This is a genomic window from Streptomyces koelreuteriae, assembly GCF_018604545.1.
GTDB lineage: Bacteria > Actinomycetota > Actinomycetes > Streptomycetales > Streptomycetaceae > Streptomyces > Streptomyces koelreuteriae.
The window spans coordinates 4490713-4508744 of the sequence record NZ_CP075896.1; the positions used below are offsets into that span (position 1 = coordinate 4490713).

The window sequence follows — 18032 nt, forward strand, 5'->3', positions numbered from 1 at the left end:
CTCGGGTGTGAAGGGCGGGCGGGGGCTGTCTGACGCTCTCAGACTCGCACGAGCACCGGGCGTCAGGCCCGTGCGGTGCGGCGTCGGGCGGCTGCCCGTCCCGCCCGACGGGCCGCCTTGGCCGCCACCTCGGGCGCACGCGCCGCCGCAGTCGGCGCGTGCAGTGCGTACGCCACCGCCAGGGCCAGCCCGACCCCGGCCGGATCGCCGCCGGACTCCGTGTGCGCGATCTGCTGGATCATCGCCGTACTCCTCGGGAACTTATTCGGTGGAACCGGCCCGCAGCGTGGCGAGGTCGGCCTTGACGGTGTTGATCGGTATCGCGAAGCCCAGGCCGACGCTGCCCGCGGCCGCGGAGGAGGACGCGCCCGCCGCCGAGTACATCGCGGAGTTGATCCCGATGATGTTGCCGTTCATGTCGATCAGCGCGCCGCCGGAGTTGCCCGGGTTGAGGGACGCGTCGGTCTGGAGCGCCTTGTACGTGGTGGTGTCCGAGCCGGTGTCGCCGTTGAACTCCCGGCCGCCGAACTCGAACGGCCACTCGCCGCCCTGCTGGCCCTGGCCCTGGCCCTGTTCCTGGCCCTGGCTCTCGTCGGTGGAGACGGTGACGTCCCGGTCGAGGGCGGAGATGATGCCGCTGGTGACGGTGCCGGTCAGGCCTTCGGGGGAGCCGATCGCGACGACCTGGTCGCCGACGCCCACCCCGGTCGAGTCGCCGAGTGTCGCGGCCTTCAGGCCGGAGGCGTTCTCCAGCTTGATCAGGGCCAGGTCCTTCTTGCTGTCGGTGCCGACGACCTTGGCGGTGTAGGACTTGCCGTCGTTGGTCGTCACCTTGATCTGCGAGGCGCCGGCGACGACGTGGTTGTTGGTGATGATCTCGCCGTCACTGGTGATGATCACGCCGGAGCCGGTGGAGGAACCGGCGTTGGAGTCGGCGCTGATCTCGACGATGCTCGGGCTGACCGCCTTGGCGACCCCGGAGACCGTGCCCTTCTGGCTGGACGGGACCACGTTGGTGCTGGTGGAGCTGGAGGTGACGGTGTCGTTGCCGGTCAGCTCCTGGATGCCGTAGGCGGTGCCGCCGCCTATCGCCGCGGCGACGATCGCCACGGCGGCGAGCAGGGCGACCGGGCCACGGCGGCGCTTCTTCGGAGCGTGCGGAGCGGGAGCCGGGGCGTGCGCCGGCGGGGGCGGCCACTCGGGGTTCACCGGGGCCTGCTGCTGACCCTCGTAAGGGTTCTGGTACTCGCCACTGCGGTGGAAGCTCTCGGTCATGGAACTGAGCTTGTCGCCCGACCATGAGAGCTACCTGAGTGCTCCCTGAGAAGCCCGACAGAACCTCGTATGCCCGATATAAAGACGCCCTGCCGCAGAGCCGCCGGAGGCTACGCGCAGCCGCAGGACTGCCGCGTCACCAGCCTCGACGGGAACACCTTCAGCCGCTCCCGCCGGGCCCCCGCGACCCGCAGGCCGTCGTCGAGGACGAGGTCCACCGCCGCGCGGGCCATCGCCGAGCGGTCGGAGGCGATCGTCGTCAGGGGCGGGTCGGCGAGCGCCGCTTCCTTGATGTCGTCGAAGCCGGCCACGGCCAGCTCGCCCGGGACGTCGATCCGCAGCTCGCGCGCAGCCCGCAGCAGGCCGAGGGCCTGGTCGTCGGTGGAGCAGAAGATCGCGGGCGGACGCTCGGGGCCGGAGAGGATCTTCAGGGCGGCCTGGTAGGCGTCGTAGCGGTTGTAGAGGGCCTCGAAGAGGCGGCCCTCCGTGGAGATGCCGGCCTCGTCCATCGCGCGCCGCCAGCCCTCGACGTGGTCGGAGACCGGGTCGCCGACCGCGGGGGTCTCCGCGATGCCGCCCATACAGGCCACGTACTCGTAGCCGTGCTCCAGGAGGTGGCGTACGGCGAGCTGGGCGCCGCCCAGGTCGTCCGTGACGACGGCGACGTCGTCTATGGCCTCGGGCCGCTCGTGCAGCAGGACGACCCGGGCGTCCCAGGCCTCGATCTCGGCCGCGGCCAGGTCGTTGAGCGCGTGGCTGACGAGGATGAGCCCCGAGACGCGCATGCCGAGGAAGGCGCGCAGGTAGTGGACCTCGCGCTCGCCGATGTAGTCGGAGTTCCCGACGAGCACCATCTTTCCGCGCTCGGACGCGGCCTGTTCCACCGCGTGCGCCATCTCCCCGAAGAAGGGCTGGCGCGCGTCCGGCACGATCAGGCCTATGAGATCCGTACGCCGGGACGCCATGGCCTGGGCCACGCGGTCGGGCCGGTACCCCAGTTCCTTGATCGCGGCGAGTACACGCTCGCGCGTGGCCGGGGCGACCGGCCGGGGTCCGTTGTTGATGACATAGCTGACCACGGCAGTGGAAGTCCCTGCCAGCCGCGCCACATCATCCCGAGTCACCTTGGCCACGCGCGGAGTCTACGCGGATATACCGGCTCTGGGCAGGGCGTAAAGGGGCTTCCGTGCGATATCCCGACTACCGTTCGGTAGCTGTTCGCGGACCCTGCGGAAAGCGATGCCCAGGCGGGCACCGCAATACGCCTCTTTACGCCTTGGCGCGTGCCTCGGCGGCTTCCAGGGCGGCCGACTTGTCCGCACTGTCCTGCTTTGCTTTGGCCGCTTTCGCCTTTGCCTCCTCGGCGGCGCGCTCCACCTTCTCCGGCGTAACGAATCGATAACCGACGTTGCGGACGGTGCCGATCAGCGACTCGTGCTCCGGCCCGAGCTTGGCGCGCAGTCGTCGTACGTGGACGTCGACCGTGCGCGTACCGCCGAAGTAGTCGTAGCCCCACACCTCTTGCAGGAGCTGGGCGCGGGTGAAGACGCGGCCGGGGTGCTGGGCGAGGTACTTCAGGAGCTCGAACTCCTTGAAGGTGAGGTCGAGGACGCGGCCCTTGAGCTTGGCGGAGTAGGTCGCCTCGTCGACCGACAGGTCGCCGTTGCGGATCTCCATCGGGGAGTCGTCGCTGACGATCTGCTGGCGTCCCATGGACAGCCGCAGCCGGGCCTCGACCTCCGCCGGTCCGGCGGTGTCGAGCAGGACGTCGTCGATGCCCCAGTCGGCGGTGACGGCGGCGAGACCGCCCTCGGTGACGACGAGGATCAGCGGGCAGCCCGGTCCGGTCGAGCGCAGCAGCTGGCACAGGCTGCGGACCTGCGGCAGATCGCGCCGGCCGTCGACGAGGATGACATCGGCACCCGGGGTGTCGACGAGGGCGGGGCCCTCCGCGGGGGCCACTCGCACGTTGTGCAGAAGCAGGCCGAGGGCGGGGAGCACCTCCGTCGACGGCTGGAGGGCGTTGGTCAGGAGCAGCAGAGAACTCATACGTCTGGTTCCTCCTCGGTCCCTGCGAGGACGTTTGTTGGCAACAGCACCGCTCTGCGATCCCGAAGGCCCCGTACACCTGCGGTTTCCCGCTTCGTATACAACGCTTCCGAAAGCACAAAAGGACCCGGGGGCAACGCTGCCCGAGTCCTCTGCCCAGCAGAATAGCCCACATGAGCTCTGGTCCGGCAGGTCATGTGGCGCGTTCCATCGTTCGTCCGAACTCCGAGACGGATGCCAGAACGCCTGTGCGGACTCCGCTGCGCACCTTTTTGCGCGCTGCCGACGGTGTGACGATCGACGCCGTATACGACCCGGGTACCGCTGTATACGACGCTTCCCGGACGCCTTCCGCTCATCCCGTGTTCGTCGTCGCCCATGGCTTCACCGGTGCCGTGGACCGGCCGCATGTGCGACGGGTGGCCGAGGCGTTCGCCCGGCACGGGGCCGTCGTCACCTTCTCCTTCCGGGGCCACGGGGCGTCCGGCGGGCGGTCCACGGTCGGGGACCGGGAGGTGCTCGACCTGGCGGTGGCCGTGGAGTGGGCCCGGGAGCTCGGGCACGCGCGCGTGGTGACGGTGGGGTTCTCCATGGGCGGGTCGGTGGTGCTGCGGCACGCGGCGCTGTACGAGGCGGGCACGGACGCGGTGGTGTCCGTGAGCGCGCCCGCGCGCTGGTACTACCGGGGGACGGCGCCGATGCGCCGGCTGCACTGGCTGGTGACGCGGCCCGAGGGCCGGGCGGTGAGCCGGTACGGATTCGGTACGCGCATCCACCACCGGGACTGGGACCCGGTCCCCCTCTCCCCGGTGGAGGCGGCGGCGAGGATCGCGCCCACGCCCCTGCTGATCGTGCACGGCGACGCCGACGGCTACTTCCCCCTCGACCACCCCCGCATGCTGGCCGCGGCCGCGGGTGACCAGGGCGAACTGTGGGTGGAGCCCGGCATGGGGCATGCCGAGCACGCCGTGAGCGAGGCGTTGCTGGGGCGTATCGGGGACTGGGCCGTCGGCCGGGCGGGCTAGCCTGACGGAGTTCACCGACGAGCGATTGAGGAAGCAGATGCCAAAGGTCACGGTGCGCTACTGGGCCGCCGCCAAGGCCGCGGCCGGGGTGGCCGAGGAGCCGTACGAGGCGGTCACGCTCGCCGAGGCGCTCGACGGGGTGCGCGAGCGACACCCCGGCGAACTCGAGCGTGTCCTGCTGCGATGCTCGTTCCTCGTCGACGGTGACCCCGTGGGCACCCGCGGACATGAGACGGTACGGCTGGCCGACGGCGGCACGGTCGAGGTGCTCCCGCCGTTCGCAGGAGGATGACGATGAGCAACCAGCCGCACGAGGGCTACGACCCCTACGGGCAGCCGCAGCAGCAGCCGCAGGCGTGGCCCGGCCAGCAGCAGCCGTACGACGATCCGTACGCCGCCCAGCAGTACCCCCAGCACCAGCAGTACCAGCAGCACCCCCAGCAGCCGCAGCACCCGCAGCACACCCAGTACACGCAGCAGTGGCAGGGGCAGACCTGGGAGACGCAGACGCACCAGCCGGTGACGGCGGCGGCGGAGGAGACGGCGTATCTGCCCCCGCAGGGGTACGCGGCGCCCGCCCCCGAGGCGGCGGCCCCTGAGGCTCCCGCTCCCGATTCCGGGTACGGCCCCGCCACCGTCGCTGGGAACACCCGCGTCACCGACGCGCAGCGGGCGCGGGCGGAGGGGCGGTCGCCGATCATCGAGCCGGGGATGCAGCCGGCCGCGCTGACGGCACTGCTCGGGCTGCTGCTGGCGGGTGCCGCGGCCATCGGCACGTACGCGCTCCTGGTGCCGCTCGTCGCCCTCCAGGCCGTCACCGCCGCCGGCTGGTTCCGGCTGAACGGCATGTGGCCGGCCCGGCAGGGCATCGCGCTGGGCTTCGCGGGCGCGCTGGCCGCGGACGCGGCGCTGCTGGTGTCGGGCCGCTCGCCGTCGGCGATCCTCGGCACGCTCGGTGTCTGGGTGCTGCTCTCCCTCGTCCTGCAACTGCGCTCGCACGCCGACCCGGACGAGCGGATGTACGGCCTGATGGCGACGGTCGCGGCGGCGGCGCTGGCGATCGTCGCGGGCGGCTATCTCGCGGCCGACGCGGACGCGGTGACGGTGGGCGCGGTGGCGGTGGCCGTCGCGGTCCTGGCCCGGGCTCTCGTACCGCCGCCGCGCACGGTGGCGTCCGTGGTGGTGGCGCTGCTCGCGGCGGCCGGGGCGGGCAGCGCGGTCGGCACCCTGACGGACCTGGGCACGCACGGCGCCTTCCTCGGGGCGGGCGCGGGCGCCTGCGCCCTGATCGGCCACCGGGTCGCGAGCTACGACTACCCCTCCCGCTTCGTCCACTTCACCGCGGGAGTCGCCCTGCCCCTGTCGGCCGCGGCCCCGGCGGTGTACGTCCTGGGGCGGGCCCTGGCCTGACGCGCGGTTCCCTGAGCGCCTGTCACAGATGATCGACAAATCCCGGGCGCTCACATCCCACGGAGTTACCCTCACGCTTGGGCGGCCACCCGGTCGTCAGGGACCGGACCGCCGTCCAACCGCCGAGGTGGGGGAAACACCGTATGCGCGCACTGCGAATACTGCTGATCGTCGTCGTGATCCTGGGCGGGCTCTTCGTGATCGCCGACCGCGTCGCGGTGAACTTCGCCGAGGACGAGGCCGCCGACCGTCTGAAGACGACGGAGAACCTCTCGGCGAACCCCGATGTCTCCATCAAGGGCTTCCCGTTCCTCACCCAGGTCGCCGGCGGTTCCCTGGACGACATCGAGGTCGGCATCCAGGACTACGAGGCCGCCGCGGGCAACGGCGCCCAGAAGATCCGGATCGACGACCTCAAGGCCGACATGCAGGGCGTCGAGTTCTCCGGCGACTACAGCTCCGCCACGGCCACCAGCGCCACCGGCACCGCGACCATCGCCTACGACGAGCTGCTGAAGACGGCGAAGTCCGAACCGACCCAGGTCGCCCCGGGCGTCACCGCCAACGTCGTCGGCCTCTCCGACGGCGGCAACGGCAAGATCAAGGTCACCGTCGAGGCCACCGTCCTCGGCACCAAGCTGCCCGAGCCGGTCTCCGTGCTCAGCTCGGTGACGGTGGTCGACGGCGAGGTGCGGGTGAAGGCCGACGGCCTGCCCACGTTCGGCGGCGTCGACATCGCCGAGTCCCGCGTCCGGGCCATCACCGACTTCCAGCAGAAGATCGACGGCCTGCCCGGCGGCATCCAGCTGGACAAGGTCCAGGCGGCGCCGAACGGGGTGGAGATCACCGTGAAGGGTTCCAACGTCCGACTCGCCGGGTAGGCAAGGCGCGAGGCGGCGCCGACCAGGGCTGTCCGGTGGGCGAGACGGCGGAGTCCGCAGCGTAGATGTGATGGCGAATACAGGCGGCCGGAAACCGTGCGGGGACCGCACGGACAGGTCGCTGATCCCATATGGCGGATCTTTGCGTCTCAATATGCGACACACCGGTGACATGCGCACCCGACCGTCCCTACGATCGACGGCATGAAGCGACAGGCGGATCTCACGAAGCGGCGGGCAGTAGACCTGTGCCGCGTCGCCGCCATGCTCTGTCGCACCTTCTGAGCGACCGCGTCGGCCTGTTCCGACGCGCGCATCCCCGCCGCCCTGCAGCAAGGGCACCCGTGCGCCGCCCTCGTCAGGGCGCGCGCCCGCATACCTCGCACGCCCCGCCGTAACTGCCCCGGAGGAGAAAGAGCATGAGCCGCAGCGACGTCCTGGTCGACGCCGACTGGCTTCAGGAGAACCTGGACAACCCGAGCCTCGCGATCGTGGAGGTCGACGAGGACACGTCCGCGTACGACAAGAACCACATCAAGAACGCGATCCGCATCGACTGGACCAAGGACCTCCAGGACCCGGTCCGCCGTGACTTCGTGACGCAGGAGGGCTTCGAGAAGCTCCTGTCGGAGAAGGGCATCGGCAACGACCACACGGTGGTCCTGTACGGCGGCAACAACAACTGGTTCGCCTCGTACGCGTACTGGTACTTCAAGCTGTACGGCCACGACAACGTCAAGCTCCTCGACGGCGGCCGCAAGAAGTGGGAGCTCGACGCCCGCGAGCTCGTCGCCGGCGACGAGGTGCCGGAGCGTCCGAAGACGGACTACAAGGCCAAGGCCCAGAACACGTCCATCCGCGCCTTCCGCGACGACGTCGTGGCGGCCATCGGCTCGCAGAACCTGGTCGACGTGCGTTCGCCCGACGAGTTCTCCGGCAAGCTGCTCGCCCCGGCCCACCTGCCGCAGGAGCAGTCCCAGCGCCCCGGCCACGTGCCGAGCGCCCGGAACATCCCGTGGTCCAAGAACGCCAACGACGACGGCACCTTCAAGTCGGACGACGAGCTCAAGGAGCTCTACGCCGAGGAGCAGGTCGACCTGGCCAAGGACACCATCGCCTACTGCCGCATCGGTGAGCGCTCCGCGCTGACCTGGTTCGTGCTGCACGAGCTGCTCGGTGTGGAGAACGTCAAGAACTACGACGGCTCCTGGACCGAGTACGGCTCCCTGGTGGGCGTGCCGATCGAGCTCGGCGCCAACAAGTAAAGAACCGGACCGACCTTTCCAGACCTCTTCAGGAGTACGACATGTGTGGTGCGAAGGCCGGCGGCCCCGACGCCTCGACGATCAAGCCCGGTGAGACCACGATCCAGGGTCAGGTGACCAAGGACGGCGAGCCCGTGGTGGGCTACGTCCGTCTGCTGGACTCCACCGGCGAGTTCACGGCCGAGGTGCCGACCTCGGCGACCGGACAGTTCCGCTTCTACGCGGCCGAGGGCACCTGGACCGTTCGTGCCCTCGTGCCCGGCGCCACCGCCGACCGCACGGTCGTCGCCCAGCAGGGCGGACTGGCGGAGGTCGCGATCGCCGTCTGACGGCGAGCAGGTTCTCAAGGGCCGCACCCCCCGGGTTGGACGCCTGGGGTGCGGCCCTTCGGGCTGCCCGGATCTACGCTGGAGGTATGTACGCACGACGGCGGCGCACGTACTTCCTGATGATGGGCGGCTGCATCGCGCTCTTCGTCCTGGCCTGGGGCGTCGTGCGCCTCTGGTCGATTCCCGTGGCCGTCGGCATGTGCGTCGTGGCCATGGTCATCCCGCCCGTCGCCGCGATGGTCGCGAACCGCCGGGGGCCCGACGACCGCTGGTGGGACGACCCGTCCGGGGATCCCCAGTCCGACGAGTGGTGGGACGAGCTGGACGGCAAGAAGCGCCGGTAGGAGCCCCCCGGTCCCGCGCGGCTCAGTACACGAGCGCCTGTGCCTCGTCCGCCATGGCCTCCTGGACGAAGACCTGCGCGCCCGCGATGCGGACCCCCTCGATGACGTCCTTCTCCGTGATCTCCCGGCGGGCCGCGCACTGCGTGCACAGCGTGACGCGGCCGGCCGCGAGGATCGAGTCGAGCAGGTCGGGCAGCGGGGCCGCGTGCGGGAGGTCGAAGTCGGCGGCCCGGCCGGGCAGGGCGAACCAGGCGGACTCACCGGTCAGCCACAGGGAGACCTCGACGCCGCTGGCCACGGCGACCGCCGCCACCGTGAACGCCTGCGAGCACCGCTCGGGGGCATCGGCCCCCGCCGTCACCTTGATCACCAGCTTCTTCGCCATAGCCGGAAGCGTAGTCCGGAATCGAAGTGCCGAAGGCGCCCGCGTAAGCTGGCCTCGGCCCTGTGCACCCATTCGCACCCCGCTCAAGGAGCACCCCGTGGAGCTTTTCTTCGAAATCCTGCTGGTCCTGGTCGCCGTCGGCGTCCTCGCCTTCGCCGGGCTGACCGTGAAGAAGCTGTACCAGGGCCAGCGCTGACCCCCGTCTAGGAAGTTCCCATGATCGAGATCCCGTCCGACCTCCACAAGGACCTCGTCCCGCTCGCCTTCCTGCTGGGCAACTGGGCGGGTGCCGGTGTGCACGACTTCCCCGGCTCCGAGAAGTGCAACTTCGGGCAGGAGGTCACCTTCACCCACGACGGCCGGGACTTCCTGGAGTACCACTCGCACTCCTGGGTGCTCGACAACGACGGCAACAAGGTCCGTCCCCTGGAGTCCGAGCACGGCTTCTGGCGCATCGACCCGAACCGCAAGGTCGAGGTGACGATGACCCGCGACGACGGCGTCATCGAGATCTGGTACGGCGAGCTGGCCGACCAGAAGCCCCAGATCGACCTGGTCACCGACGCCGTCGCCCGCACGGCCGCCTCCCAGCCGTACACCGGCGGCAAGCGGCTCTACGGCTACGTCAAGAGCGACCTGATGTGGGTCGGCGAGAAGCAGACCCCCGAGGTCGAACTGCGCCCCTACATGTCCGCCCATCTGAAGAAGGTCGTCACCCCGGAAGAGGTCGAGCGCTGGGCCAAGGCCCTGCCCGACGACATGCCGGACGACGGCATCGCCTTCTTCAAGTAGTTCTAGACTCGAGGTGTGGTGAGCACCGACTGGAAGAGCGATCTGCGGCAGCGCGGCTACCGGCTGACCCCGCAGCGGCAACTCGTGCTCGAAGCCGTGGACACCCTGGAGCACGCGACCCCCGACGACATCCTCGTGGAAGTGAGGAAAACCGCGTCGGGGGTCAACGTCTCCACCGTCTACCGGACCCTGGAGCTCCTGGAGGAGCTCGGGCTGGTCAGCCACGCCCATCTGGGACACGGGGCGCCGACCTACCACCTCGCGGATCGGCACCACCATCTCCACCTGGTCTGCCGTGACTGCCAGAACGTCATCGAGGCGGACGTCTCCGTGGCCGCCGAGTTCACCGACAAGCTGCGGCAGACCTTCGGCTTCGACACCGACATGAAGCACTTCGCGATCTTCGGCCGATGCCGGGACTGCACGCTCAAGGCTTCAACTACCGAGTCGTAGGCTTACGTATATGAAGAGCCCCCTGCTGACCCTGCCCGGCGCCGTCCCCGCCGAGGGCGTGGACGAAGGCGTCGCCGCCCACTACGGCGACCTGTTCCGCGAGCAGCGTGCCCTCGCCGACGGCACCGGATTCGTGGACCTCTCCCACCGGGGCGTCGTCGCCGTCACCGGCGACGACCGGCTGGCCTGGCTGCACCTGCTGCTCACCCAGCACATGAGCGAGCTGCCCGTGGGCCGGGCCACCGAGGCGCTGATCCTCTCCGCGAACGGCCACATCGAGCACGCCCTGTATCTCGTCGACGACGGCGAGACGGTCTGGGCCCATGTGGAGCCGGGCACCCAGGAGGCGCTGATCGCGTACCTGGAGTCGATGAAGTTCTTCTACCGGGTCGAGGTCGCCGACCGCACGGCCGACACCGCCGTGGTGCATCTGCCGGCCGGCTCCATCGCCGAGGTGCCCGAGGGCGCCGTCGTACGCGAGACGCCGCACGGCCGGGATCTGTTCCTGCCGCGCGCCGACCTGGAGGCGTTCGCCGGGCAGGCCGGGCCGCCTGCCGGGATCCTGGCCTACGAGGCGCTGCGCGTGGAGCAGCACCGGCCCCGGCTCGGTTTCGAGACCGACCACCGCACCATCCCGCACGAGCTGGGCTGGATCGGCTCGGCGGTGCATCTGCAGAAGGGCTGCTACCGGGGGCAGGAGACGGTCGCCCGCGTGCAGAACCTGGGCAAGCCGCCGCGCCGGCTGGTCTTCCTGCACCTGGACGGCAGCGAGGTCCATCTGCCGGTGGCGGGCACCGAGGTCCGGCTCGCGGACGACGGCCCCGACGGCCGGAAGATCGGCTTCATCACGACCTCCGTACGCCACCACGAGCTGGGGCCGGTCGCCCTCGCGCTGGTGAAGCGGAACGTGGCCCTGGACGCCCGGCTGGTGGCCGGGGACACGGCCGCGGCCCAGGAAGCCGTCGTCGAGCCGTAGGCCTCAGAGGCCTTCGTGCCGCAAGTCGTCGTCGCGCCGTACGACTTGTAGATCTTTCGGGTCAGATTTCGATCTGCACGGTGAACGGGCCGTCGTTCGTCAGTGATACACGCATCGCCGCCCCGAAGCGGCCCGTGGCCACCGTCGCGCCGAGCGAGCGCAGCTGGGCGACCACCTCGTCGACCAGGGGCTCGGCGACATCGCCGGGGGCGGCGGCGTTCCAGGTGGGGCGGCGGCCCTTGCGGGCGTCGCCGTAGAGCGTGAACTGGCTGATCACCAGGAGCGGGGCGTCGATGTCGCTGCACGACTTCTCGTCGTGCAGCATGCGGATCGACCACAGCTTGCGGGCGAGCTGGGCCGCCTTCTCCTTGGTGTCCTCGTGGGTGACTCCGACGAGGACGCACAGCCCCTCGCCCTCGATCGCGCCCACGGTCTCGCCGTCCACGACGACGCTCGCGCCGTCCACCCTCTGCACCACTGCTCGCATACGTCCATCATGCAGGGCGGTGAACGTCACGCCGCGGGTGGTGTGCGCATGGCACGAACGGGTGGTTTGCGCCGGGCGCCAACGGGCCCTGCCCGGCCGTATTTTGCTGCTTAACCGCCCATCTGGGGTCTATCGGGGGCACTCGTTCCCATAGCGGCCACTTGGGGTGGCACGATGCATGCACACACCGGTCGAGGGGACGGTTGAGGCACATGAGCACATCAAGCACCGGGCAGCAGTCGGGGGCTGTCTGGTCGACGTACACGGGGATCGGCGCGACGGAGTACCACCGGCCGCCCACCCAGCGCACGGACAGCCCGCGGCTGCCCTCGGACGCTCCCGAGCCCGATCGGACCGCGCTGAGCCTGACCGAGCTGCGCACCCTGCGCCGCGAGGCCCAGCGCGACGAGGCCGATCTCAGCTATGTACGGCGGCTGCTCCAGGGGCGGATCGACATCCTGCGCGCGGAGTTGGCGCGGCGCGCACCGGCGGACGCGGCCGCCGTCGCCGCCCCCGCGGAGGTGTCCGTCGTGGAGCGGCTGGCGGAGATCCTGCGGGACGCCCCGGCCCGGCACCGCTCCTCGGCCCGCCATGTGACCCTCTCCACCCCGCAGGGCGAGGAGTCCCGGCGGCTGGCCGCGGAGATGCTCGGCGAGGTCGAGCTGTCCGACCTCGGCGCGCGCACCGACCAGGAGCTGACCACGGCGATGGGCCGGCTCGTGCGCTACGAGCAGCAGGTCTCCCGGCGACGGCAGCGGCTCCAGCGCAGGGCCGACGAGTGCAGCACGGAGATCGCCCGCCGGTACCGCGAGGGGGAGGCGCAGGTCGACGACCTGCTGGTCTGAGCCGCACCCGGCGGGGGGAGGGCCGGTGCCCGGAAAATCCGCGCGACACCGACCGGCCCTCCCCCTAGCGTGAGCCCATGACCCGCGAAGCCGACATCGACATACGCCCCGTCGCCGAAGCCGAACACGCCGAATGGATGCGTGCCGTGCACACCGGCTTCCTGCGAGGGCCCGTCGTGCCCGCGGAGGAGCTGGAGGCCCGTCGCCGGAAGTTCGTCCCGGGTCGCTTCCTCGGTGCCTTCGACGGCGGCCGGTGCGTGGCGACCTTCCGGTCCTTCGAGCAGCAGCTCACGGTCGTGGGCGGGGCGAGCGTCCCGGCCGACGCCGTCACGGGAGTCACCGTCACCGCGACCCACCGCCGCCGCGGGCTGCTCAGCCGGATGATGGCGCGGGACCTGGCGGCCGCGAAGGAGCGCGGGGACGTCGTCGCGACGCTGATCGCCGCCGAGTACCCGATCTACGGCCGGTACGGCTTCGGGCCGGCGACCTGGATGTCCGAGTGGACGGTCGATGTGCCGCGTGCCGGTCTCGACGCGCGCTGGGCGGGCCCGGCGGACGGCGGGCGGATCGACCTGGTGGACGGCGACGACGTCCGCAAGCTCGGCCCCGAACTGCACGAGCGGGTGCGGCGTACCCAGCCCGGCGCCATCGACCGCGACGAGTGGTGGTGGCAGCTGAACACCGGCGCCCTGCGGCTCGACCCGGCGGGGAAGACGCCCTTCTTCGCCGTGTACCGCTCGGCGTCCGGCGAGGTCGAGGGCATGGCCGCCTACGCGGTCGACGACCACTGGGGCGAGGCCAAGCAGCCGTTGAACACGGCGACCGTGCAATGGCTGATCGGGGTGAGTCCGGCCGCGGAGCGCGCCCTGTGGCAGTACCTCTGCTCGATCGACTGGGTCGTGAAGGTGAAGAGCGGCTGGCGGGCGCCCGACGACCTGCTCCCGCACTTCCTGCCGGATCCGCGGGCGGCCAGGATCACCTCGCAGGCGGACTTCCTGTGGGTGCGGATCCTGGACGTCGTACGGGCGCTGGAGGCGCGGACGTATGAGGGGGAGGGGTCGCTGGTGCTGGAGGTCGCCGGTGTGGACGGGCTGACCGGCGGGCGGTACCGGCTGGAGGCCTCCGCCGCGGGGGCGTCCTGCGAGCCGACCACCGAGAGCGCGGAACTCGCCCTGGAGATCGGCGAGCTGGGGGCGCTGTGGCTGGGGGACGAGTCGGCGGTGCGGCTGGCGGCGCTGGGGCGGGTGCGGGAAGAACGAGCGGGCGCCGCCCGGAAGGCCGACGCCCTGCTGCGTACGTCCAGGCGGCCTTGGTGCCCGGACATGTTCTGAGCCGCTCCCTTCTGTACACACCGACCGGGCTCCCGGCTCCCCTCCGGAAGGGAGGCCCGTCGGTGGAAGGTGGATGGCAAAGTTGGCGACCAACTTCACTGTACTTATAGCCGCTTGGACGCGTCTCATAACCACCCTGCGCTGAACTGCCGGAAGATGGCGGGAAGTTGTAGTGTTTGGTTGTGGACCCGGAACACACCTCCGCCCATGGGCCGAAGAGGTCGCAACGGCCACAGAGAACACATCAACAGGTGGCCGACGAACTGCGCGCCCGGATCAGGTCAGGGGCGCTGCGGTCCGGTGAGCGCATGCCGACGCAGGCGCAGCTCGCCGACGAGTTCGGCGTCGAGCGCGGTGCCGTGCGCCAGGCGCTGCGCATCCTGCAGTCCGAGCAGCTGCTCACCAACGTGTCCAAGGGGAGCCCGGCGACCGTCGCCTCCGATCCCGCCAGGGCGCTGACCGGCCCACAAGCCCCGCCCGTGCCCACGACCGTGGGTCTCGCGCCCCGGATCGCGGCGGCGTTCGCGGCGGAACACGTCGAGATCGACGCGGTGTGCCTGACGTCCATCTCCCTCACGCTGGCGATCGGAGAGCCGCTGCGGCAGATCCACGCCGGACGGCTGAAACCGGCCAAGGTCGACGTCCGGGTCCTGCTGCCCAGCCGGGACATCGACCTCGCCTTCCCGGTGCCGGTCGGGGGGCGCGGCGACGACTGGGTGCACGGGCGGTGGCTGGCGATGCGCAACGCCCAGGGGCAGGTCCTCCAGCACAATCTGCTGGCCCTGCGTGCCACGCACGGCATCGACGTACACGTCACGTTCCGGGCGCTGCCCTTCACCCCGCCGGTGAAGCTGTATCTGCTCAACGGCTCGGAGGCGCTGTTCGCGTACTACACGCTGACGCGCCGGGAGGCCGAGATCGACCATGAGCAGCGGGAGATGTTCGACGCGCAGGGCTCCCAGTCGATGCTGTTCTCCTTCCGGCAGGGACCGGGCCTGCGTGACACGACCTTCGTCGAGCAGTCGCATCTGTGGTTCAACGCGCTGTGGGAGACGATCAGTTCGGAGCTGGTGCTCACGAACTCATAGGGCGGTCCTCAGGAGCAGGAGCGCGATCACGACGGCTCCGGTGGAGCTGACCGCCGAGTTGTTGGCCTTGAGGCCCACGGTGAGAAGGAGCAGGCCGACGATGCCGGCCGGGCCGTACTTCCACTCGATGAACTGCTCGAAGGTGAAGACTGCGATGGCTGCGAGGAGAGCGAGGGCGGGCATTGGTTTCCCCCTTCGGAAGTCCGGAAGCAAAACTTCCGCCAACTCCAAGGAGTTGGCAACCAACTCTGATTAAGTTGTCCCCACTTGGCCCCTAGTCATAAACAACTTTCAAACAACTCCCGCCAGATGGATCAAAGTTGTAGCGTTTGGTCGTGACCCAGGAGAACGTGGCGGAGAACGTGGCAGTGAACGGCAGCAGAAGGCTCTCGCCCCAGGAGATCGCCGACAGCCTGCGGGAACGCATCCGCACGGGCGAGCTCAAGCCCGGGGACCGCCTGCCCACCCAGGCCGAACTCGCGGAGGAGTTCGGCGTGGAACGCGGCGCCGTCCGCCAGGCCCTGCGGGCACTCCAGGAGGACGGCCTCCTCACCAACGTCAGCAAGGGCAGCCCCCCGAGGATCGCCGCGCCCGCCCCGGCCCGGGGCGAGCCCCAGCCGACGATGGTCGGCCTGGCGCCCCGCCTCACGGAGGCGTTCTCGGCCCGCCGTGTGAGGGTCGATGTCGTCTGCCACACCGCGGAGACCCTGATGGTCGCCATCGGCGAACCGCTCCGTCTGATCCACGAGGGCCGTATCCGCCCCGAGTCGATCGATGTCCGCATCCTCGTCCCCTCCCGGGACATCGAGCTGGCCTTCCCCGTCCCCGTGGAGGCCCACGGCGACGACAACCCGGTCCACCAGCGCTGGCTGTCCATGCGCAACGCCCAGGGCCAGGTCCTCCAGCACAACTTCCTGGCCCTGCGCTCCACGCACGGCATCGACGTGCACGTCACGTTCCGCGCGCTGCCCTTCACCCCGCCGGTGAAGCTGTACCTCCTCAACCAGGAGGAGGCGCTGATCGGCTACTACATGCTCACCAGGCGCGAGGAGGAGTGGGGCAGCCAGACCCTGGACATGTACGACGTCCTCGGCTCCCAGTCCCTCCTCTTCTCCTTCCTGAAGCGAGCGGGCCAGCGGGACGCGGCGTTCGTCCAGGAATCCCAGAAGTGGTTCGACGCCCTCTGGGAAACCATCACGACGGACCTGACACTCTCCTAGTGACTTCTGATACGACGCAGACCGGTGCGGTGACAGTCCAGACGGAAAGCGATCCGCGCGAACTCCGGAACCTCAGCAGACGCGCCCGTGTCGTGCTGTGGGACTTCGACGGGCCCATCTGCCGGCTGTTCGCCAACCATTCGGCGGAACGGGTGGCGAGCGACCTGGTGTCCTGGCTGGAGGGCCGGGGGCTGCACGGGCTGCTGACGGAGGCCGAGCGGGAGTCCCTCGACCCGCACGTGGTGCTGCGCGCCGTGGACCGCCGGCACCCCGGCAGTGATCTGGTCGCCGATCTGGAGGCGCGCCTCACCCAGGAGGAGCGGCTGGCCGCGTCTTCGGCGATGCCGACCGCGTACGCGGACCCGCTGATCCGCACCTGGACCGCGGTGGGGGCCCGGCTGGCGATCACTACCAACAACTCCCCGCTCGTGGTCGTCGAGTACCTCACGGGCCGCGGCCTCGTCGGCTGCTTCCAGCCCCACATCTACGGCCGCACCCAGGAACTGCGTCATCTGAAGCCGGACCCGCACTGCCTCAACCGCGCGCTGAGCGCGATGGGCGCGGCTCCGTCCGACGCCCTGATGATCGGCGACACCCCCTCCGACCACGAGGCGGCGTCCCACGCCGGGGTGCCGTTCCTGGGCTACGCCCGCAACGAACGCAAGGCCAAGATCCTGAAGGACGCCGGGGCCGGGTTGGTCCTGACGTCCCTGGAGCCGCTGCTGGAGCTGCTGCGGGCCGCGTAGCCCGGCTCCCTGACGCCACTGCGTCGTCATGGCGTCGCCTCCCGTCCCGGCCGGTGGGTCAGGCAACTCGTCGGTCCACTTGCCTGGTTGCCTGCTGATATCAGGCATGCCCGGTCAACTTGATCCCTTAACCGGCAAGTTGGTCGGACTGCTTGCCTGAACCAAACCTGTTTGCTTGTCGGCCGACGGCGGTACGTACGTCGTGTGACGGCCAGGCGGAGTGGTGACGGCAGGGCGTTCCGGCGTGTGACGGAGGAGCTGCGGACGCGGATGGCGGACGGGACGTATCCGCGGGGGGCTCTGCTGCCCTCGCAGCGCGAGCTCGCCGAGGAGTTCGGTGTCTCCCGGGACACCGTGCAGCGGGTCATCCAGGAACTGGGCAACGAGAGCTGGATCGAGAACCGGCAGGGGACGAGGGCCCGGGTCATCAAGAACCAGCGCATCCAGTCCGAGACCGCCAGGGCCACCCGGTCCCGGCGGCCGATGACCCTGGACCCGCTCATCAGCGAGGCGTTCGAGCAGCCCGAAGTCACCCTGGACGTCTATACGCTGACCTCGGAGTCGCTGGACGTCCACATCCGCCGTCAGGACGAACGCATCCGCGCCGGCGTCATCGCGCCCGAGCGCATCGCCCTGCGCATGCTGCTGCCGTCGGAGTCGCTGGAGCTGCCCTACCCCCGGGCCGTGAACGACGAGGACGCCCACCGTCTGCGGGACCGCTTCCGCACCATCACCAGGCGGAGCACGGAGTCCCTGCACCAGGTCCTGGAGGGGCTGCGGGCGGAGAAGCTGGTCCCCTCCGTCGACCTCGAGATCAGGCACGCCCCCCTCACACCGACCTTCAAGCTGTACGTCATCAACGGGGCGGAGGTGCTGCACGGCCTGTACCGGGTCGTCGAGCGGGCCCTGGTCCTGGAGAGCGGGGACCAGGTGCGGGCGCTCGACGTCCTGGGCCTCGGCGCCACGCTGACGCACCATGTGCAGGACGACGACCCGGACTCGGCCGGGACCATCTTCGTGGACACCATGCGCCGGTGGTACGACTCCGTCTGGGACCTGTTGGCCGAGGGGCCCCAGTGACGAAAAGCGCCGGGGAGGCGTGCGGGGGCAGAGGGGGCGGGCGGGTGTAGC

At 70.3% G+C, this 18032-nt stretch carries 24 protein-coding genes; 17 read left to right on the forward strand and 7 right to left on the reverse strand.

Features of this window, described 5'->3' with window-relative positions; genetic code table 11:
- Nucleotides 1–62 precede the first annotated feature (62 nt).
- From KJK29_RS20255 to KJK29_RS20270, 4 genes are all read right to left on the reverse strand, one after another.
- Nucleotides 63–242: a hypothetical protein gene (locus KJK29_RS20255; protein WP_215120561.1), complete on the reverse strand. Its 180-nt coding sequence runs from the start codon at nt 240–242 to the stop codon at nt 63–65.
- A gap of 19 nt (nt 243–261) precedes the next feature.
- On the reverse strand, nt 262–1275 hold the full coding sequence (locus tag KJK29_RS20260) for a S1C family serine protease (protein ID WP_215120562.1): 1014 nt from the start codon (nt 1273–1275) through the stop codon (nt 262–264).
- A gap of 110 nt (nt 1276–1385) precedes the next feature.
- Nucleotides 1386–2408 carry a LacI family DNA-binding transcriptional regulator gene (locus KJK29_RS20265; RefSeq protein ID WP_215120563.1) on the reverse strand — a complete coding sequence of 341 codons (1023 nt, stop codon included), beginning with the start codon at nt 2406–2408 and terminating at the stop codon, nt 1386–1388.
- A gap of 136 nt (nt 2409–2544) precedes the next feature.
- Nucleotides 2545–3324 carry a response regulator transcription factor gene (locus KJK29_RS20270; protein ID WP_215120564.1) on the reverse strand — a complete coding sequence of 260 codons (780 nt, stop codon included), beginning with the start codon at nt 3322–3324 and terminating at the stop codon, nt 2545–2547.
- Between the two features lie 173 nt (nt 3325–3497).
- Here KJK29_RS20270 and KJK29_RS20275 point away from each other — a divergent pair, with 173 nt between their 5' ends.
- From KJK29_RS20275 to KJK29_RS20305, 8 genes are all read left to right on the forward strand, one after another.
- Nucleotides 3498–4349 carry an alpha/beta hydrolase gene (locus tag KJK29_RS20275; protein ID WP_215120565.1) on the forward strand — a complete coding sequence of 284 codons (852 nt, stop codon included), beginning with the start codon at nt 3498–3500 and terminating at the stop codon, nt 4347–4349.
- 37 nt (nt 4350–4386) lie between these two features.
- Nucleotides 4387–4641: a MoaD/ThiS family protein gene (locus tag KJK29_RS20280; protein WP_215120566.1), complete on the forward strand. Its 255-nt coding sequence runs from the start codon at nt 4387–4389 to the stop codon at nt 4639–4641.
- 2 nt (nt 4642–4643) lie between these two features.
- Nucleotides 4644–5759 (forward strand): hypothetical protein, encoded by a 1116-nt coding sequence (locus tag KJK29_RS20285; RefSeq protein ID WP_215120567.1) that lies wholly within the window; start codon nt 4644–4646, stop codon nt 5757–5759.
- Nucleotides 5760–5902: 143 nt separating this feature from the next.
- On the forward strand, nt 5903–6640 hold the full coding sequence (locus tag KJK29_RS20290) for an LmeA family phospholipid-binding protein (RefSeq protein WP_215120568.1): 738 nt from the start codon (nt 5903–5905) through the stop codon (nt 6638–6640).
- 204 nt (nt 6641–6844) lie between these two features.
- Nucleotides 6845–6925 (forward strand): putative leader peptide, encoded by an 81-nt coding sequence (locus KJK29_RS39400; protein WP_350310325.1) that lies wholly within the window; start codon nt 6845–6847, stop codon nt 6923–6925.
- A 134-nt stretch (nt 6926–7059) separates the two neighbouring features.
- A complete protein-coding gene (locus KJK29_RS20295) occupies nt 7060–7905 on the forward strand; it encodes a sulfurtransferase (protein WP_215120569.1) in 846 nt (281 codons plus the stop codon).
- Nucleotides 7906–7946: 41 nt separating this feature from the next.
- The gene (locus KJK29_RS20300) at nt 7947–8234 is read left to right on the forward strand and encodes a DUF1416 domain-containing protein (RefSeq protein WP_003991226.1); all 288 of its coding nucleotides are present in this window, start codon (nt 7947–7949) and stop codon (nt 8232–8234) included.
- Nucleotides 8235–8320: 86 nt separating this feature from the next.
- Nucleotides 8321–8578, forward strand: coding sequence for a DUF3099 domain-containing protein (locus KJK29_RS20305; protein ID WP_215120570.1), 258 nt, complete (start codon nt 8321–8323; stop codon nt 8576–8578).
- A 22-nt stretch (nt 8579–8600) separates the two neighbouring features.
- Here KJK29_RS20305 and KJK29_RS20310 read toward each other — a convergent pair whose 3' ends face one another.
- Nucleotides 8601–8963, reverse strand: coding sequence for a DsrE family protein (locus KJK29_RS20310; RefSeq protein WP_215120571.1), 363 nt, complete (start codon nt 8961–8963; stop codon nt 8601–8603).
- Between the two features lie 216 nt (nt 8964–9179).
- On the opposite strand from KJK29_RS20310, the gene KJK29_RS20315 reads away from it, so the two are divergent.
- Genes KJK29_RS20315 through ygfZ form a run of 3 tightly spaced genes read left to right on the forward strand, consistent with a single transcriptional unit; the run spans nt 9180 to nt 11184 of the window.
- A complete protein-coding gene (locus KJK29_RS20315; protein ID WP_215120572.1) occupies nt 9180–9755 on the forward strand; it encodes an FABP family protein in 576 nt (191 codons plus the stop codon).
- Nucleotides 9756–9770: 15 nt separating this feature from the next.
- Entirely contained in the window at nt 9771–10208 is a 438-nt protein-coding gene (locus KJK29_RS20320; protein ID WP_215120573.1) for a Fur family transcriptional regulator, read from the forward strand.
- Nucleotides 10209–10218: 10 nt separating this feature from the next.
- The gene (gene ygfZ, locus KJK29_RS20325; RefSeq protein WP_215120574.1) at nt 10219–11184 is read left to right on the forward strand and encodes a CAF17-like 4Fe-4S cluster assembly/insertion protein YgfZ; all 966 of its coding nucleotides are present in this window, start codon (nt 10219–10221) and stop codon (nt 11182–11184) included.
- Between the two features lie 61 nt (nt 11185–11245).
- Here the strand turns inward: ygfZ and dtd are convergent, their stop codons facing one another.
- Nucleotides 11246–11671, reverse strand: a complete 426-nt coding sequence (gene dtd / locus KJK29_RS20330; protein ID WP_030242984.1) for a D-aminoacyl-tRNA deacylase — start codon at nt 11669–11671, stop codon at nt 11246–11248.
- A gap of 212 nt (nt 11672–11883) precedes the next feature.
- On the opposite strand from dtd, the gene KJK29_RS20335 reads away from it, so the two are divergent.
- The 3 genes from KJK29_RS20335 (at nt 11884) to KJK29_RS20345 (ending at nt 14935) form a co-directional block, all read left to right on the forward strand.
- A complete protein-coding gene (locus KJK29_RS20335) occupies nt 11884–12516 on the forward strand; it encodes an RsiG family protein (protein ID WP_215120575.1) in 633 nt (210 codons plus the stop codon).
- Between the two features lie 77 nt (nt 12517–12593).
- Nucleotides 12594–13847 (forward strand): GNAT family N-acetyltransferase, encoded by a 1254-nt coding sequence (locus KJK29_RS20340; protein WP_215120576.1) that lies wholly within the window; start codon nt 12594–12596, stop codon nt 13845–13847.
- Nucleotides 13848–14023: 176 nt separating this feature from the next.
- Complete coding sequence (locus KJK29_RS20345) at nt 14024–14935, forward strand: FadR/GntR family transcriptional regulator (RefSeq protein ID WP_215120577.1); 912 nt, start codon at nt 14024–14026, stop codon at nt 14933–14935.
- On the opposite strand, the gene KJK29_RS20350 is transcribed toward KJK29_RS20345, so the two are convergent.
- On the reverse strand, nt 14930–15118 hold the full coding sequence (locus tag KJK29_RS20350) for a hypothetical protein (protein ID WP_215120578.1): 189 nt from the start codon (nt 15116–15118) through the stop codon (nt 14930–14932). The two genes, KJK29_RS20345 and KJK29_RS20350, sit on opposite strands and share 6 nt — an antisense overlap.
- A 146-nt stretch (nt 15119–15264) precedes the next feature.
- On the opposite strand from KJK29_RS20350, the gene KJK29_RS20355 reads away from it, so the two are divergent.
- The 3 genes from KJK29_RS20355 to KJK29_RS20365 all read left to right on the forward strand — a co-directional run bounded on the left by KJK29_RS20355 (nt 15265) and on the right by KJK29_RS20365 (nt 17981).
- Nucleotides 15265–16155 carry a winged helix-turn-helix domain-containing protein gene (locus KJK29_RS20355; RefSeq protein ID WP_251057871.1) on the forward strand — a complete coding sequence of 297 codons (891 nt, stop codon included), beginning with the start codon at nt 15265–15267 and terminating at the stop codon, nt 16153–16155.
- 29 nt (nt 16156–16184) lie between these two features.
- A complete protein-coding gene (locus KJK29_RS20360) occupies nt 16185–16901 on the forward strand; it encodes an HAD family hydrolase (RefSeq protein WP_251057872.1) in 717 nt (238 codons plus the stop codon).
- A 246-nt stretch (nt 16902–17147) separates the two neighbouring features.
- Nucleotides 17148–17981 carry a winged helix-turn-helix domain-containing protein gene (locus tag KJK29_RS20365; RefSeq protein ID WP_251057873.1) on the forward strand — a complete coding sequence of 278 codons (834 nt, stop codon included), beginning with the start codon at nt 17148–17150 and terminating at the stop codon, nt 17979–17981.
- The last annotated feature ends 51 nt before the right edge of the window (nt 17982–18032 follow it).